We start from the raw sequence: 16,031 nt of genomic DNA on the forward strand, positions 1-16,031 counted from the left end.
GTCTGTACCGTCGTGAGCAACGGCAAAATTAATGGCAAAACGCCGCGACGGCAGAGGCCGGTCGCGGCGCAGGATGTAGCAGCGTCAGGCAGAAAGCTTATTCGATCTGGCCGTGGCAGTGTTTGAACTTCTTGCCCGAACCGCAGTAGCACAGCTCGTTGCGGCCCAGCTTCTGGTCATTGCGAACCGGGGTTTGAGCCAGGGCCACGTCGACCTCTTCGCCCAATACCTCAGGCGCTTCCAGGCCCGGTGCTTCGTCATGCTGGAACTGCATGCGCGCAGCCAGCGCCTCGGCTTCCTGACGCAGGCGCGCTTCTTCCTCGATCGGGTCTTCACGACGCACCTGAACGTGGGAGAGCACACGAATCGAATCGCGCTTGATCGAATCCAGCAGTTCGGAGAACAGCGTGAACGACTCGCGCTTGTACTCCTGCTTCGGGTTCTTCTGGGCGTAACCACGCAGGTGGATGCCGTGACGCAGGTGGTCCATGGTCGACAGGTGGTCTTTCCACAGATCGTCCAGCACGCGCAGTACGATTTGTTTCTCGAAGGTGCGCAGTGCTTCGGCACTCGCCTGCTCTTCTTTCTCGTTGTACGCGGCCAACAGCTCGGCCATCAGTTTTTCGCGCAGGGTTTCTTCGTACAGGTGATCGTCTTCATCCAGCCACTGCTGAACCGGCAGGTCGACACCGAAATCGCTCTTCAACGCGGCTTCCAGACCGGCAACATCCCACTGCTCCGGCAGGGACTGTGGCGGGATGTGGGCGCTGACGGTGGCGTTGAGCACGTCCTGACGGAAGTCAGCGATGGTCTCGCCAATATTGTCGGCGGCCAGCAACGTGTTACGCATGTGATAAATCACTTTACGTTGTTCGTTGTTGACGTCATCGAACTCAAGCAGTTGCTTACGAATATCGAAGTTGCGACCTTCGACCTTGCGCTGGGCCTTCTCGATGGCATTGGTCACCATGCGGTGCTCAATCGCTTCGCCGGACTGCATACCCAGGGCCTTCATGAAGTTCTTCACGCGGTCCGAGGCGAAGATGCGCATCAGACTGTCTTCCAAGGACAGGTAGAAACGGCTGGAACCGGCGTCACCTTGGCGACCGGCACGACCACGCAGCTGGTTGTCGATACGGCGCGATTCATGACGCTCGGACGCGATCACCTGCAAGCCACCCGACTCCAGAACAGCCTGGTGGCGTTTCTGCCAGTCGGCCTTGATCTGGGCGATCTGCTCGGGACTCGGGTTTTCGAGCGCCGCAACTTCCACTTCCCAGTTACCGCCCAACAGGATGTCGGTACCGCGACCGGCCATGTTGGTCGCGATGGTCAGTGCGCCTGGGCGACCGGCCTGGGCGATGATCTCGGCTTCTTTTTCGTGGAACTTGGCGTTCAGGACCTTGTGCTCGATGCCTTCCTTATTGAGCAGGTTCGATACGTGCTCGGAAGTCTCGATGGTGGCGGTACCCACCAGGATCGGGCGACCCTGGGCCATGCCGTCCTTGATGTCGTTGATGATTGCCGCGTATTTCTCTTCGGCAGTCAGGAACACCAGGTCGTTGAAGTCTTTACGCGCCAACGGCTTGTTCGGCGGAATGACCATCACGGCCAGGTTGTAGATCTGGTGGAATTCGAACGCTTCGGTGTCTGCGGTACCGGTCATGCCGGACAGCTTGTTGTACAGACGGAAGTAGTTCTGGAACGTGGTGGACGCCAACGTCTGGCTTTCAGCCTGGATGTTGAGGTTTTCCTTGGCTTCGATGGCCTGGTGCAGGCCTTCGGACAGACGGCGACCCGGCATGGTGCGGCCGGTATGTTCGTCAACCAGCACGACCTGGCCGTCCTGCACGATGTATTCGACGTTGCGATGGAACAGCTTGTGGGCGCGCAGGCCGGCATACACGTGGGTCAACAGGCCCAGGTTATGTGCCGAGTACAGGCTTTCACCCTCGGCCAGCTCTCCGATCTGGGTCAGCATCTCTTCGACGAACTGGTGACCGGCTTCGTTGAGTTCGACCTGGCGGGTCTTCTCGTCGATGCTGAAGTGACCTTCTTTGGTCACCACGCCTTCCACTTCCTCGATGTGCTGCTCCAGACGCGGAATCAACTTGTTGATTTCGGTGTACAGGCGCGAGCTGTCTTCGGCCTGGCCGGAGATGATCAGAGGGGTACGGGCTTCGTCGATGAGGATGGAGTCGACTTCGTCGATGACGGCAAAATTGAGTTCGCGCTGGAATTTTTCTTCCATGCTGAACGCCATGTTGTCGCGCAGGTAGTCGAAACCGAATTCGTTGTTGGTGCCGTAGGTGATGTCGGCAGCGTAGGCGGCACGCTTCTCTTCCGGCGGCTGGAACGGCGTTACCACGCCGACGGTCAGGCCGAGGAATTCATACAGCGGGCGCATCCAGTTGGCGTCCCGGCGCGCCAGGTAGTCGTTCACCGTCACAACGTGCACGCCCTTGCCGGACAGCGCGTTGAGGTAAACGCCCAGGGTTGCTACCAGGGTCTTGCCTTCACCGGTACGCATTTCGGCAATCATGCCTTCATGCAAGGTCATGCCGCCGATCAACTGGACGTCGAAGTGGCGCATGCCCATGACACGCTTACCGGCTTCACGGGCGACCGCAAAGGCTTCGGGAAGCAGCTTGTCGAGGGTTTCACCTTTGGCTATGCGGGCCTTGAACTCTTGGGTCTTGGCGCGCAATTGCTCGTCCGAAAGGGCAACCATCTGCTCTTCGAAGGCATTGACCAGCTGCACCGTCTTGAGCATGCGTTTGACTTCGCGCTCATTCTTGCTTCCAAAAAGTTTCTTTAACAAAGGCGCAAACATATCGGCAGGTTCTTCCACACATAGGGATGGAGGGCGCACCGTGAGTGGCCCGAGCAGCCCTCACGGCCGCATGCGAACGCGCATTCTACCCGGATTCGTGGGTGAGGAAAGTGGCGTTGTTCCCCGAGGCTGGCATGGTGCTGTGAGAGGGCTTGTTTAAAATAAGGGCTTTTGCTGGAACTTCAACCCATGGAGCGCATAAGTTACCAATTGATTTCATGAATAAAACCTCGGAGATGCATTGCCTGGGGGCACACAGGCGGGTTCTGCTAAGATGGCGGCTCTGTTACTTAAGGTGTCCAATAATGGCATTTCGCCCCTTATCAGCCCGTGCTCCCGCCGTGTTGCTTCGCGATGCCAAGCCGCTGAAAGCCATCTTTGGCCATGCCCAACGCTTGGGCCGTCTGCAACGCCTGCTCGAAACCCAGCTGCAACCGGCCGCACGCGAACATTGCCGCGTGGCGTCCTGGCGTGAAGGCAACCTGCTGCTTATTGTCACAGATGGCCACTGGGCGACCCGTTTGCGCTATCAGCAAAAACGCCTGCAGCGTCAATTGATGGCCTTTGAGGAATTCGCTGGCCTGACGCGCATCCAGTTCAAGGTGCAACCCCCCACCACCCAACCTGGCGTGGTGGAGCATATTCATGATCTGTCGCCCAATGCCGCCGAAACCATCCAGGCAACGGCAGAAGGGATCAGCAACCCAGGCTTGCGCGCGGCGCTTGAGCGGCTGGCGGCCCACGCCAAGCCCAAGCCCTGAATCGCTACTTGCGCTTGCTGCCGCCCAACAACGACCCCAACAAGCCACGCACCAGTTGCCGCCCCATCTGATTGGCAGCTTGCTGCATCGCGGACTTCAGCGCCTTGCCTGCGGTTGTGCCGAGAAACGCCCCGGCCTTATCGGTGAAGCTGGGTTCCTCGGCAGCCGGCTTGGCCTCCTCGTTTGGCCCAAGCTCTTTGCGTGCCATCAACACTTCATAAGCCGATTCCCGATCAATCGGCTTGTCATACCGGCCTAGCAACGGCGAACTGGCGACCATTGCAGCACGCTCGGCTTCGCTGAGCGGCCCGATCCGTGACTGCGGCGGTGCGACCAGGACGCGCTGGACGACTTCCGGCGTACCCTTTTCCTGCAGTGTCCCCACCAAAGCCTCACCCGTGCCCAGCTCGGTCAATACCGAAAGCGCATCAAAGGCCGGGTTCGGCCGAAAACCGTCGGCGACGGCGCGCAAGGACTTCTGTTCCTTGGTAGTAAACGCACGCAGGCCGTGCTGAATGCGCAGGCCGAGCTGGGCCAGCACACTGTCCGGCAAGTCGCCCGGGGATTGGGTGACGAAATACACGCCCACCCCTTTGGAGCGGATCAACCGCACCACCTGCTCCAGACGTTCCTGCAACGCCTTCGGCGTGTCGGCGAACAGTAAATGCGCCTCATCGAAAAACAGTGCGAGCAGCGGTTTGTCGGCGTCTCCGCGCTCGGGCAGTTGCTCGAACAACTCCGCCAACAGCCACAGCAGGAAGGTCGCGTACACCTTTGGCGCCTCGTGCACCAACCGGCTGGCATCCAGCAGGTGGATGCGCCCACGACCGTCGCTGGTGGGTTGCAGGATATCTTCCAACTGCAGGGCCGGCTCGCCAAACAAGGCTTCGGCGCCCTGCTGCTCCAGCACCGCCAGACGTCGCAACAGTGCCTGGCTGGAACCGGTGGTCATCAGCGCCGCGTCTTCGCCCAGGAGTTCGGGGTGATAGCGCAGGTGGTTAAGCAGCGCCTTGAGATCCTTGAGGTCCAGCAACAACAGGCCTTCGCGGTCCGCAACCTTGAACGCGGCGTAAAGCGCCGACTGCTGGCTGTCGGTGAGTTCCAACAGGCTACCGAGCAGCAAGGGACCCATTTCGCTGATAGTGGTACGCAATGGATGACCGGACAGCCCGTGGATATCCCACAGCGTGACCGGATAAGCCTTGGCCGCGTAATTGAGGAACGGCATGCCGGCGATGCGCTCGGCGACCTTGCCCTGCGGGTTCGCCGCGGCGCCCAGGCCGCACAGGTCACCCTTGATATCCGCGGCAAACACCGCCACGCCGGCATCACTGAAGGCTTCGGCCAGGCGTTGCAGCGTGACGGTTTTGCCCGTGCCGGTAGCACCGGCGATCAACCCGTGACGGTTGGCCAGGCGCATGGCCTGGGCGATAGGCTGACCGTCGAGGCCGGCGCCGATTAGGAGTTGCGTGGAGTCAGGCATTTCGTCACCCATGGTTAATCTTTAGTGTCGCCAGGTCGATACAGATCAGTGTGAGACCCACAAAGTCTAAAAATAGGACAGATAGTTCCCACAGGGACCACCGGAACCATCACAAGAAGTATCACACCTTTTTTGACACTGCCATTTTGCGCCTCCCACGAGGACGCGCTTCGGATATTAAGACCTTAGCGGACCCTACAAGCCATGAATAAAAATCTGCGCTTCAGCCACAAAATCCTGCTTGCAGCCTCCCTTATCGTCATAGCCGCATTTGCGCTGTTTACCCTCTACAACGACTACCTGCAACGCAACGCAATTCGCGACGATCTCAACAATTACCTGCAGGAAATGGGCGATGTCACCGCCAGCAACATTCAAACCTGGCTTGGCGGGCGTATAGCCCTGGTGGAAAACGCCGCGCAAAACATCGCCATCAACCCCGAGCCGTCCGCGGTTGCCAGCCTGCTGGAACAGAAAACCCTGACGTCCTCATTCATGGCGACCTACGTCGGTGACAGCAAGGGCGCCTTCACCATCCGCCCCGACACCAAGATGCCGGACGGTTTCGACCCACGCGTCCGCCCGTGGTACAAGGGCGCCCAGAGCAGTAACGGCTCAACCCTGACCGAGCCTTATATCGATGCGGCCACTGGCAAGCTGATCATTTCCGTTGCCACGCCCAGCACTCAAGGCACCCAGAGCATCGGTGTAGTCGGTGGCGACCTGAGCCTGCAAACCCTGGTGGACAACATCGGCGCGCTGAACTTCGGCGGCATGGGCTACGCGTTTCTGGTCAGCGCCGACGGCAAAGTACTGGTACACCCGGACAAAAACCTGGTGATGAAGACCTTGGCCGACGTATATCCGAAAAATACGCCGAAGATCAGTGCGGACTTCAGCGAAGTCGAGGCCAACGGCAAAGACAATATCGTGACCTTTATACCGATCAAGGGCCTGCCCTCGGTGAACTGGTACCTCGGTATTTCAGTCGATAAAGACAAATCCTTCGCAATGCTCAGCGAATTTCGCACCTCGGCAGTCATCGCCACATTCATCGCCGTGGTGATTATCATCGCCCTGCTCGGCATGCTGATCCGTATCCTGTTGCAACCGCTGCATCTGATGACGCGCGCCATGCAGGACATCGCCGATGGCGAGGGAGATCTGACTCGACGCCTTACCATCCAGAATCACGATGAGTTCGGCATGCTGGGTAACGCCTTCAACCGCTTCGTGGAACGCATTCATACGTCGATTCGCGAAGTGTCCTCGGCCACCGAGCACGTCAATGAGGTGGCACTTCGGGTCGTCAGCGCCTCCAACTCATCGATGGTCAACTCCGATGAGCAAGCCAACCGCACCAACAGCGTCGCCGCTGCCATCAATCAGTTGGGCGCTGCCGCCCAGGAAATTGCACGCAATGCGGCGCAAGCCTCCCACCAAGCCAGCGATGCACGGCATTTGGCTGAGGATGGCCAACAGGTGGTGGAGCGCAACATCAAGGCGATGAATCAGTTGTCGTCGATGATCAGCGCTTCCAGCAGCAACATCGAAGCGCTCAATAGCAAGACGGTGAATATCGGGCAGATCCTCGAAGTGATCACCAGCATTTCCCAGCAAACCAACCTATTGGCATTGAACGCTGCCATCGAAGCGGCCCGTGCCGGGGAAGCCGGGCGTGGGTTTGCGGTCGTCGCGGACGAGGTGCGCAACCTGGCGCATCGCACTCAGGAGTCTGCGCAACAGGTGCAGAAGATGATCGAAGAACTGCAAGTCGGCGCCCGGGAATCGGTCAGCACCATGGGTGAAAGCCAGCGCCATAGCCTTGAAAGTGTCGACATCGCCAACCTGGCTGGCGAACGCCTGAACAGTGTGACCCAGCGCATCGGCGAAATTGATGGCATGAACCAGTCAGTCGCCACCGCCACTGAAGAACAGACCTCGGTGGTGGAGTCGATCAACATGGATATTACCGAGATCAACACCCTCAATCAGGAAGGTGTGGAAAACCTGCAATCCACGCTGCGAGCGTGTGCCGACCTTGAGCAACAAGCCGCTCGATTGAAGCAATTGGTGGGCAGTTTCCGGATCTGACTAATCGTCCTTGGGGTCGGACGTGTTTTGTTCCTGCTTCCACAACTCGGCGGCACCGGGAAATTCGGTGCCGTCCTCACTGCTCAGGTCATCCGGGTCATATCGACTCAAACACCCCTCCCCCAATGTGGCGGGGGCTTTTGACGTGGCTTTGTCCAGCGGATCACTCATTACTCAATCCTCGGCAGCGTACACAAAAAAGGGCCTGGAACGATTTAACGCCTAGGCCCTTCATTCTTCAATCACAACAGATCGATCAGAACACTACGGTCTTGTTGCCATGCACCAGCACGCGATCTTCCAGGTGGTAACGCAGGCCACGGGCCAGCACCATCTTCTCGACGTCACGGCCGAAACGCACCATGTCTTCAATGCTGTCGCTGTGGCTGACACGCACCACGTCCTGCTCGATGATCGGGCCGGCGTCCAGTTCCTCGGTGACGTAGTGGCAAGTCGCACCGATCAACTTCACGCCACGCAGGGACGCCTGGTGGTACGGCTTGGCACCGACGAACGAAGGCAGGAAGCTGTGGTGAATATTGATCACCTTGCCGGCATATTCGCGGCACAGTTCCGGCGGCAGGATCTGCATGTAGCGCGCCAGCACGACCACGTCGGCTTCGTGCTGCTTGACCAGGCGCGAGACCTCGGCAAACGCCGGCTCCTTGTCCTGCGGGTTGACCGGCACGTGGTAATACGGAATGCCATGCCACTCGACCATGCTGCGCAGGTCATCATGGTTGGAAATCACGCAGGCGATCTCGCAGTCCAATTCATCGCTGTGCCAGCGATGCAGCAAATCGGCCAGGCAGTGGGATTCACGGCTGGCCATCAACACCACGCGCTTTTTCTGCTCGGTGTCGGTGATATGCCAGGTCATCGAAAACTCTTCGGCGATCGGCGCAAACGCGTCGCGGAAGGCATCAAGACCAAAGGGCAGCGAATCGGCACGAATCTCGTGACGCATGAAGAACCAACCGCTGAGATTGTCCGAGTGATGACTCGCCTCGGTGATCCAACCGTTGTGGGAGGCCAGAAAGTTACTGACTTTGGCAACGATGCCGACCCGGTCCGGGCAAGCAATCACCAGCCGAAAAGTGCGCATTAGGGGGAAACTCCAGAACTTCGCAAAGGCCGCCATTCTAGCGATTGCGCAGGAAAACTGCAGTATTCGTTGACGCTTATTCTGATCGCCTGCCGACGCTTTGCCCCTTAATAGCCTATGGTTTTACCACCTTTATATGAGTCTAGTACGTGACCCTACGGCTGTTCCGCGTATTTCAAGGAGATTACTTTAAGGCCTACGCCCTAGTAATTAACTCAAATGCATAGCAAGGCTACAAACATTCAAAGTAATTCACATAAATACGAGCTTAAATGTTTACTTGGGCAAACTGCCTGACTATTATTGGGCCACTCGCCCTGTCAATCAGCGCTCTACATAAGGTAGTCCACATGTCTCTGATCAACGAATACCGTGCCACCGAAGAAGCTATCAAAGAGCTGCAAGCCCGTTTGAAGAATCTGTCTCAAGACGACAAACTGCAAACCGAGCTGGAATTCGAAGGCAAACTGCGCGCCCTGATGGGTGAATACTCCAAATCCCTGCGTGACATCATCGCGCTGCTGGATCCAGAGTCGAAAATTAAAGCACCGCGTGGCGCTGTGAAAACTACCGGCACCAAGCGTGCCCGCAAAGTCAAACAGTACAAAAACCCACACAACGGCGAAGTGATTGAAACCAAAGGTGGCAACCACAAAACCCTGAAAGAGTGGAAAGCCAAGTGGGGCGGTGACGTGGTTGAAGGCTGGGCTACCCTGCTGGGCTAAGCCTCGCCGGGCTTGCGCCTGATACGCGACACATTAAAAACGCCAGCCTGCTGGCGTTTTTTATTGCCTGTCTGTTGAGTGAAGACCGACTACAGATTTACCTTATGGGCCAGCGAGTCTGCATATTCCTGCCACCGCTCAAGCACCTCGGTCTGAAAAGGTGTCGCACTAACTGCAAATTCTTGTTTAGCCTGCTTAAATGCCGCAAGGGTATTCGGCGCGCCCCACTCCGGGTCCGACAAACGTTGCTGACAGAAAAGCTGCCAGCGTTGTTGCTCCTCACTGTTCAAGGTATCGGGGAAGTTGCGCGCGCGATAACGAAACAATAATTCAGGCAAGCGATGATCATCAAAAGGCCATTGCTGGCGAGCTAATTGCGCTGGCTCGGCCGTCCGGACTTGTTCACATAAACGTCGATCACGATCGCCGATAAAGCCATCGTAAAGCTGTTGCTCCGGGTCTGAACTCGACGCGAAACCTTCTTCGGCATAAATGGCCGCCAACTTGTCGCGCCAAACTTCCTGTGCGTCAGTTAGCCGCAGGGCGCGCTCCTGATAAATATTCATGTCCAAGTGCAGACGCTCACGATCTTCGGTCCGAAGCACGTTCAAGGGAGCAACCACAGGGCAACGATTGATGTACACCAGCTTGAGCGGGACCGGCAACTCGCCCTCGGCAAGATCTTCACGACGGGTGTAGAGGCGCTGGCGCAAGGTATCTGCATCCAGGTCCAGCAACCCTTGGGGATCGAGCCCGAGATCGCAGACGATCAGCGCATTGCGATTGCGGGGGTGCCACGCCAGCGGTAGCACGACCCCCAGGTAATGACGCTCGGCGGAAAAACGCCCAGAGATATGCACCATGGGTTGCAGTAAACGCACCTGGTCCATCACCCGCTGCTTGCTGCGTAGCTGAAACAGCCATTCGTACAGCTTGGGCTGTTTCTCACGTACCCGTCGCGCCAGGGCAATCGTGGCACGCACATCGGACAACGCATCGTGTGCCTGGCCATGGTCGATACCGTTGGCTTCGGTCAGGCGCTCCAACTTGAGCGTGACGCGCCCATCCTGTTGCGGCCACTCAATGCCTTCCGGGCGCAGCGCGTAGGCGGTGCGAATCACGTCGATCAGATCCCAACGACTGTTACCACCCTGCCACTCACGCGCGTAAGGGTCGAAAAAATTGCGATACAGGCTGTAGCGCGTCATCTCATCGTCAAATCGCAAGGTGTTGTAACCTGCGCCACACGTACCCGGAGCAGCCAGTTGAGCATGCACCCGGGTCATGAAGTCGGCCTCGGCCAGGCCTTTTTCCGCGAGGATTGCGGGAGTGATACCGGTAATCGCGCACGCAACGGGATGGGGCAGGATATCGTCGCTGGGCTGACAATAAAGATTGACCGGCTCGCCGATCTCATTGAGCTCTAAGTCCGTCCGAATTCCAGCTACCTGGAGCGGGCGATCGCTGCGCGGATTAATGCCGGTGGTTTCATAGTCGTACCAGAAAATGGAGGTCACGGGCTATTCCTGTACTGAAGAGCGACAAAGTCTAGGCGCTGGACGGCGTCCACGGCCAGCACCAAATCAACTGTACAAACATCCAGTAAAACCTTGAATGGTTGCTTCCACCGCCGACACTGCTAGCATCCGTGTCTTCCAGCCACTCTGCACTGCCAAGGATCGCGATGCCGTCAGCCCCGTTGGACACCCGCTACCAGATCGAGACCCCGGAGGGCATTGACCTGCCGCTGCGCCCCGCCGGCCTGGTACCGCGCGTGCTGGCCTTTGCCTTCGACCTGGGGTTGCGCGCGGTGGTCATGGGCATTCTGCTGGTGCCATTGGCCTTGCTTGGCAACGTTGGCATCGGCCTGGGCTCACTGCTGCTGTTCCTGATCAGTTGGTGGTACATGGTGCTGTTCGAGGTACTCAACCAGGGGTGCTCGCCTGGCAAACAGGTCATGGGGCTGCGGGTGATACACGATGACGGCACGCCGATTGGCTGGTCCGCGTCACTGATCCGCAATTTACTGCGGTTTGTCGACATGCTGCCATTCGGTTACTTCCTCGGCGCAATCAGCTGCCTGCACCATCCTCATTTCAAGCGCCTGGGCGACCTGGCCGCCGGCACTCTGGTGATCTACCGGGAACAGCCGCTGGTGCGCCCCCGTATTCCTCAAGCTGCGGCCTTGCGCCTGCCCTTCGCCCTGAACCTGAACGAGCAACGGGCCATCCTCGGCTTCGCAGAGCGCCAAGGTGAGCTGTCCGCCGAACGCGTTCACGAGTTGGCCTCGATACTCGCCACCCCCTTGCAAGTATCCCCGGCTCGCGCCGTGGAACAACTCAACGGCGTGGCCCGTGGCCTGTTGGGGCCGACATGAAGCAGAGTCTTTTCGAAAGCCGTCACCAGCTTCAATGGCAAGCCTTCGCCAACCACCTGCAACAGTTGGAGCAAGGCAAGGCGACGGCCAGTGAGTTGGCCGACTTCCCCCAGCAGTATCGACGTCTGTGCCAGCACCTGGCCCTGGCCCAGGAACGCGGCTACAGCAGCTATTTGGTAGACCCGTTGCAACAACTGGCCCTGCGCGGTCATCAACAGCTCTACCGTCATCGCAGCCAACTGACGGCAAATGTGCTGGGGTTCGTACTTGCCGATTTCCCTCGGTTGGTACGGGAACAGTGGCGTTTCGTACTGATCGCCAGCCTGCTGTTCTTTGGCAGCCTGGTGGGTATCGCGTTGTTGGTGTACCTGTTTCCCGACCTGATCTACAGCATCGTCAGTCCCCAGCAGGTTGCCGAGATGCAAGGCATGTATGACCCGGATGCCAGCCGCCTGGGCCGCACCGCCGAGCGTGCATCGAGCGAAAACTGGATGATGTTCGGCTACTACGTGATGCACAACATCGGTATCGCGTTCCAGACGTTTGCCGCCGGTTTGCTGTTCGGCCTGGGCAGCGTGTTCTTTCTGATATTCAACGGCCTGGTCATCGGTGCGGTCTCCGGCCACCTGACCGAAATCGGCTACGGCCAGACCTTCTGGTCATTCGTCATCGGGCATGGCGCGTTCGAACTGACCGCAATCGCCCTCGCTGGCGCCGCCGGCTTGCAACTGGGCTGGGCGCTGATCGCTCCCGGGCAGTTGACCCGAGGCGAATCATTGCGGCTGGCGGCACGCAAGAGCGTGCAGATGTTGTGTGGTGTGATGATATTCCTGTTGATCGCGGCCTTCATCGAGGCGTATTGGTCATCCACCACCCTGATAGCGCCCTGGGTCAAATACCTGGTTGGCGCGGCGCTGTGGATGCTGGTAACTGCTTACCTGGGCCTTGCCGGAAGGAATCGCCATGCGCCTGAGTGATGCCAGCGTGGTAATCCGCCCGCGTACTGCCTGGGAAGCGATGGATCTCGGCGTGTTGATGGCCCGTGAGCATTGCCTGCTCTTGATGGGCAGTTGGGCGTTGGTGACTCTGCCAGTGTTCGCCGTGCTCACGGCACTGCTGTGGAAGTACCCGACCACCGCGATACTCGTGTTCTGGTGGCTCAAACCAGCCTTTGATCGCTTGCCACTGTATATCCTGTCCAAGGCGTTATTTGGCGAAACGCCCAGCATCAAGCAGGCCGTTCGCCAGTGGCCACGGCTGCTAAAAGGCCAACTGTTGGCCAGCCTGACCTGGCGGCGACTCAGCCTGAGCCGCAGCTTTGTGATGCCGGTGAGCCAACTCGAAGGCCTGGATGGCCCCACCCGTCAAAAACGCCTGGGTGTGCTGCAGCAACGCAGTGCTGGCGCCGCACGCTGGTTGACCACCATCGGGGTGCATCTGGAGATCGGTTTGTGGTTCGGCTGCATGACTCTTTTCTATCTATTTATTCCCCAGAACATCGAGTTGGATTGGGATTGGCAGCGCCTGATACTGGCGACAAGTTCGGAAGGCTTGTGGCTGGAGCACTTGAGCAACGTCTTCTACGCCTTGATCCTGGTGTTTTGGGAACCTATCTATGTGGCCTGCGGTTTCAGCCTCTACCTGAATCGCCGCACTGTATTAGAGGCCTGGGACCTGGAGTTGGTCTTTCGCCGTCTTCGTCAGCGCCTGAGCAACGTGGCGCCGTTGCTAGTGCTGATGATCGGGCTGACGCTGCTCCCCTTCAGCCCGCCCGTCATGGCAGCGTCATCCCCCCCCAAAAAACCACTCACCACCCAGGGCGCGAGCCAATCCATCAAGTCGCTGCTGGAAAAGCCGCCCTTCAAAAATCCGGAAACCGTCACGCGCTATCGCTTTGGCGAAGACAAGCCGTCGGTTAAAAACAAGACTCACCGTGACGGTAAGCTTCCGGACTGGCTGAAGGCGTTGCTGGACAACCTCAACAGCAATACCTTCAAACACATCGCACAAGGGCTGGAGGTGCTGTTGTGGGGACTTATGGTCGGTGCATTGATCATGCTGGTGTGGCGTTATCGTGAGTGGTTGCGCACCTTTGTCAGCCGACGCGGGCCACGCAAGCCCCAAAACGTCAAACCGGCACCCACGCAATTGTTCGGCCTTGAACTGGGTTCCGAGACTTTGCCCGACGATATTGCCAGCGCCGCCGAGCGCCTGTGGCCCACCCAGCCAAGGGAAGCCCTTGGCCTGTTGTATCGCGGTCTGCTCAGCCGGCTGTTGCATGACTTCAATGTGCCGCTGAAAAGTGCTGACACCGAAGGGCAGATCCTGGAACGGGTCAACCAGTTGCAACAACCACGACTGCTGGCGTTCAGCAACGAATTGACCCACCACTGGCAGAACCTCGCCTACGGCCATTGCCTGCCTCCCCCTTCAGCACAGCAACAACTGTGCAGTGATTGGCGCACCCTGTTCAACGTGGGGAGCAACCCATGAACCGGCCTTTACTGTGGGTGGGATTATTGCTGGCGTGCCTGCTTGGAGCCGCTGGTTACTATGCATGGAGCAAGGCAATTCCCTACGACGAGGTAGTGGATCGTGGTCCGTCTCCAGAAGCCCTGGCCAACCCGTACTTGGCGGCGGAACACTTTCTACGCGAACAAGGCCTGGCCGTGGAGCAGGCCAATAGCCTGGAGCGGCTGACGACCTTGCCGGGCAAGGGCAACAGCCTGCTGCTGCTCGGCGAACGCAGCAACATGTCACCACGCCAGGTAGAGCAACTGCTGGACTGGACCCAATCCGGCGGCCATCTGTTGCTGGTGGCCGAGGCGTTATGGGATGAAGAGACCGGCAGAAGTGGCGACCTGCTGCTCGATCGCTTGCAGATCCACCAGGCATTGAGCGACGAGCCTGAGGAGCCTGCGCCTTCCAGCAAAAAGTCTCTGGAAAAGAAGGCGCCCGACCTCACCAAACTCTACGTCGACAATGAAAACCCATCGGCTTACTTCAGTTTCGACACAGACTTCAATCTTACCGACCCGAAGCACCTCGCCCAATTTTCTGCCAACAGCTCAAGGTCGAGCCACCTGATGCAACTCGACCTCGGGAAAGGCCACGTCACGGTGATCACCGACAGCGACCTGTGGAAAACGCCGAACATCGGCAAGCACGACAATGCCTGGCTGCTGTGGTACCTGAACCAGGGCACGGCCGTAACCTTGTTGTTCAACAGTGACTTCGACGACCTGCTCAGCTTGCTGATGCGGTACTTCCCCCAGGCCCTGGTCGCACTCATTTCGCTGATCGCCCTGGCATTGTGGCGGGCAGGCATGCGTCAAGGCCCAACCCGACCTCCAGCCTCCAACGCTCGCCGCCAATTGCAGGAACACCTGAAGGCCAGCGCCGATTTCCTGCTCCGCCGCAGTGGCCAGGGCACGCTGCTGCATGCCTTGCAGCGCGATATCCTGCGCGCGGTCCGGCATCGTCACCCCGGCTTTGAGCACCTCGACAACGCAGAACAGTGGCGGGTGCTCGAGCATCTGACGCGCCAACCCTCTCACGTCATCAGCCAGGCCCTTGGCCCACTCCCGGCAAAACGGCTTTCCAGCGCCGATTTCAGCCGGCAGGTGGCATGCCTGCAAACCCTCAGGAATGCCCTATGAGTGAACTTCCAAGCGCCACTGCCTTGAACCGCGATACCTTGCAACGTGCCAGCGAACAGGCCCAAGCCCTGCGCACGGAATTGCGCAAAGCGGTGATTGGCCAGGACGCGGTGATCGACGATGTCCTGACCGCCCTGATCGCCGGTGGGCATGTGTTGCTCGAAGGTGTGCCGGGGCTGGGCAAGACCTTGCTGGTGCGTGCGCTGGCACGCTGCTTCGAGGGCGACTTCGCGCGCATCCAGTTCACCCCGGACCTGATGCCCAGCGATGTCACCGGCCACGCCGTATACGATCGGCACACCGAACAGTTCAAGCTGCGCAAGGGGCCTGTATTCACCCACTTGTTGCTGGCCGACGAAATCAACCGTGCTCCGGCCAAGACCCAGGCCGCGTTGCTCGAAGCCATGCAGGAACGGCAAGTCACCCTCGAAGGCGAGGCGCTGCCCATCGGCCAACCGTTCATGGTGCTGGCAACCCAGAACCCTATCGAACAGGAAGGTACTTACCCCCTGCCGGAAGCGGAGTTGGATCGCTTCATGCTCAAGGTGCGTATGGATTACCCCGATGCGCAGCAGGAAGTGGACATGGTGCGTGAGGTCACGCGCTCGTCTCGGGCCGACATGCTGGATGTACATCCCTTACACACGGTGCTGCCAGCCGAAGGTGTGCTGCAGCTTCAACAGATCGCCAGTGAACTGGCACTCGACGAACACGTGCTCGACTATGCCGTACGCCTGGCACGCGCTACGCGCAGTTGGCCGGGATTAGCCATCGGCGCCGGCCCACGGGCGTCCATTGACCTGGTACGCGGGGCGCGTGCCCGCGCCTTGTTGCGCGGGGGTGAGTTCGTCACCCCGGACGACATCAAGGGTTGCGCCCTGGCAGTACTGCGCCATCGGGTACGTATCGCGCCAGAGTTGGATATCGATGGGCTGGAGGTCGACCAGGTGCTCAAGCAATTGCTCGATCAGATCCCGGCACCTCGGCAATGAGT

General features: G+C 58.9%; 13 protein-coding genes and 1 pseudogene. 9 read left to right on the forward strand and 5 right to left on the reverse strand.

Features of this window, described 5'->3' with window-relative positions:
• Positions 1 to 97 precede the first annotated feature (97 nt).
• Positions 98 to 2,833, reverse strand: coding sequence for a preprotein translocase subunit SecA (secA, locus tag AB4N92_RS06340; RefSeq protein WP_021491226.1), 2,736 nt, complete (start codon positions 2,831 to 2,833; stop codon positions 98 to 100).
• A gap of 305 nt (positions 2,834 to 3,138) precedes the next feature.
• On the opposite strand from secA, the gene AB4N92_RS06345 reads away from it, so the two are divergent.
• On the forward strand, positions 3,139 to 3,594 hold the full coding sequence (locus AB4N92_RS06345) for a DUF721 domain-containing protein (RefSeq protein ID WP_044287789.1): 456 nt from the start codon (positions 3,139 to 3,141) through the stop codon (positions 3,592 to 3,594).
• 4 nt (positions 3,595 to 3,598) lie between these two features.
• Here the strand turns inward: AB4N92_RS06345 and AB4N92_RS06350 are convergent, their stop codons facing one another.
• On the reverse strand, positions 3,599 to 5,077 hold the full coding sequence (locus AB4N92_RS06350) for a helicase HerA-like domain-containing protein (RefSeq protein WP_031290541.1): 1,479 nt from the start codon (positions 5,075 to 5,077) through the stop codon (positions 3,599 to 3,601).
• A 348-nt stretch (positions 5,078 to 5,425) separates the two neighbouring features.
• Here AB4N92_RS06350 and AB4N92_RS06355 point away from each other — a divergent pair.
• Both AB4N92_RS06355 and AB4N92_RS06360 read left to right on the forward strand, forming a co-directional pair.
• Positions 5,426 to 6,265: pseudogene (locus AB4N92_RS06355) on the forward strand (HAMP domain-containing protein); the annotation flags it as partial.
• Positions 6,266 to 6,406: 141 nt separating this feature from the next.
• A complete protein-coding gene (locus AB4N92_RS06360) occupies positions 6,407 to 7,171 on the forward strand; it encodes a methyl-accepting chemotaxis protein (protein WP_370737428.1) in 765 nt (254 codons plus the stop codon).
• Here the strand turns inward: AB4N92_RS06360 and AB4N92_RS06365 are convergent, their stop codons facing one another.
• Positions 7,172 to 7,342 (reverse strand): hypothetical protein, encoded by a 171-nt coding sequence (locus tag AB4N92_RS06365; RefSeq protein ID WP_010208068.1) that lies wholly within the window; start codon positions 7,340 to 7,342, stop codon positions 7,172 to 7,174.
• Positions 7,343 to 7,427: 85 nt separating this feature from the next.
• Complete coding sequence (gene purU, locus AB4N92_RS06370; protein WP_010208067.1) at positions 7,428 to 8,276, reverse strand: formyltetrahydrofolate deformylase; 849 nt, start codon at positions 8,274 to 8,276, stop codon at positions 7,428 to 7,430.
• Positions 8,277 to 8,626: 350 nt separating this feature from the next.
• Here purU and mvaT point away from each other — a divergent pair, with 350 nt between their 5' ends.
• Positions 8,627 to 9,001, forward strand: a complete 375-nt coding sequence (gene mvaT / locus AB4N92_RS06375) for a histone-like nucleoid-structuring protein MvaT (protein ID WP_010208066.1) — start codon at positions 8,627 to 8,629, stop codon at positions 8,999 to 9,001.
• 89 nt (positions 9,002 to 9,090) lie between these two features.
• On the opposite strand, the gene sbcB is transcribed toward mvaT, so the two are convergent.
• Entirely contained in the window at positions 9,091 to 10,518 is a 1,428-nt protein-coding gene (gene sbcB / locus AB4N92_RS06380; protein ID WP_047542982.1) for an exodeoxyribonuclease I, read from the reverse strand.
• A 167-nt stretch (positions 10,519 to 10,685) separates the two neighbouring features.
• Between sbcB and AB4N92_RS06385 the strand changes: the two genes are divergently transcribed.
• Genes AB4N92_RS06385 through AB4N92_RS06405 form a run of 5 tightly spaced genes read left to right on the forward strand, consistent with a single transcriptional unit; the run spans position 10,686 to position 16,029 of the window.
• Positions 10,686 to 11,378, forward strand: a complete 693-nt coding sequence (locus AB4N92_RS06385) for an RDD family protein (protein ID WP_010208062.1) — start codon at positions 10,686 to 10,688, stop codon at positions 11,376 to 11,378.
• The gene (locus tag AB4N92_RS06390) at positions 11,375 to 12,355 is read left to right on the forward strand and encodes a stage II sporulation protein M (RefSeq protein WP_010208061.1); all 981 of its coding nucleotides are present in this window, start codon (positions 11,375 to 11,377) and stop codon (positions 12,353 to 12,355) included. Before AB4N92_RS06385 ends, AB4N92_RS06390 begins: the two co-directional genes overlap by 4 nt.
• Entirely contained in the window at positions 12,342 to 13,871 is a 1,530-nt protein-coding gene (locus AB4N92_RS06395) for a DUF4129 domain-containing protein (protein WP_021491221.1), read from the forward strand. The genes AB4N92_RS06390 and AB4N92_RS06395 overlap by 14 nt, the downstream gene beginning before the upstream one ends.
• Positions 13,868 to 15,037, forward strand: coding sequence for a DUF4350 domain-containing protein (locus tag AB4N92_RS06400; protein ID WP_010208060.1), 1,170 nt, complete (start codon positions 13,868 to 13,870; stop codon positions 15,035 to 15,037). Before AB4N92_RS06395 ends, AB4N92_RS06400 begins: the two co-directional genes overlap by 4 nt.
• Positions 15,034 to 16,029 (forward strand): AAA family ATPase, encoded by a 996-nt coding sequence (locus AB4N92_RS06405; protein ID WP_042571229.1) that lies wholly within the window; start codon positions 15,034 to 15,036, stop codon positions 16,027 to 16,029. Before AB4N92_RS06400 ends, AB4N92_RS06405 begins: the two co-directional genes overlap by 4 nt.
• The last annotated feature ends 2 nt before the right edge of the window (positions 16,030 to 16,031 follow it).

It is taken from the genome of Pseudomonas sp. S3_A09, assembly GCF_054668065.1.

Bases quoted from the DNA above. Each gene is read 5' to 3' on its own strand.
- AB4N92_RS06360 (WP_370737428.1), top strand. From the start codon at position 6,407: ATGGTCAACTCCGATGAGCAAGCCAACCGCACCAACAGCGTCGCCGCT.
- AB4N92_RS06405 (WP_042571229.1), top strand. From the start codon at position 15,034: ATGAGTGAACTTCCAAGCGCCACTGCCTTGAACCGCGATACCTTGCAA.
- AB4N92_RS06345 (WP_044287789.1), top strand. From the start codon at position 3,139: ATGGCATTTCGCCCCTTATCAGCCCGTGCTCCCGCCGTGTTGCTTCGC.
- AB4N92_RS06350 (WP_031290541.1), bottom strand. From the start codon at position 5,077: ATGCCTGACTCCACGCAACTCCTAATCGGCGCCGGCCTCGACGGTCAG.
- AB4N92_RS06385 (WP_010208062.1), top strand. From the start codon at position 10,686: ATGCCGTCAGCCCCGTTGGACACCCGCTACCAGATCGAGACCCCGGAG.
- AB4N92_RS06395 (WP_021491221.1), top strand. From the start codon at position 12,342: ATGCGCCTGAGTGATGCCAGCGTGGTAATCCGCCCGCGTACTGCCTGG.
- secA (WP_021491226.1), bottom strand. From the start codon at position 2,833: ATGTTTGCGCCTTTGTTAAAGAAACTTTTTGGAAGCAAGAATGAGCGC.
- AB4N92_RS06400 (WP_010208060.1), top strand. From the start codon at position 13,868: ATGAACCGGCCTTTACTGTGGGTGGGATTATTGCTGGCGTGCCTGCTT.
- mvaT (WP_010208066.1), top strand. From the start codon at position 8,627: ATGTCTCTGATCAACGAATACCGTGCCACCGAAGAAGCTATCAAAGAG.
- AB4N92_RS06365 (WP_010208068.1), bottom strand. From the start codon at position 7,342: ATGAGTGATCCGCTGGACAAAGCCACGTCAAAAGCCCCCGCCACATTG.
- purU (WP_010208067.1), bottom strand. From the start codon at position 8,276: ATGCGCACTTTTCGGCTGGTGATTGCTTGCCCGGACCGGGTCGGCATC.
- AB4N92_RS06390 (WP_010208061.1), top strand. From the start codon at position 11,375: ATGAAGCAGAGTCTTTTCGAAAGCCGTCACCAGCTTCAATGGCAAGCC.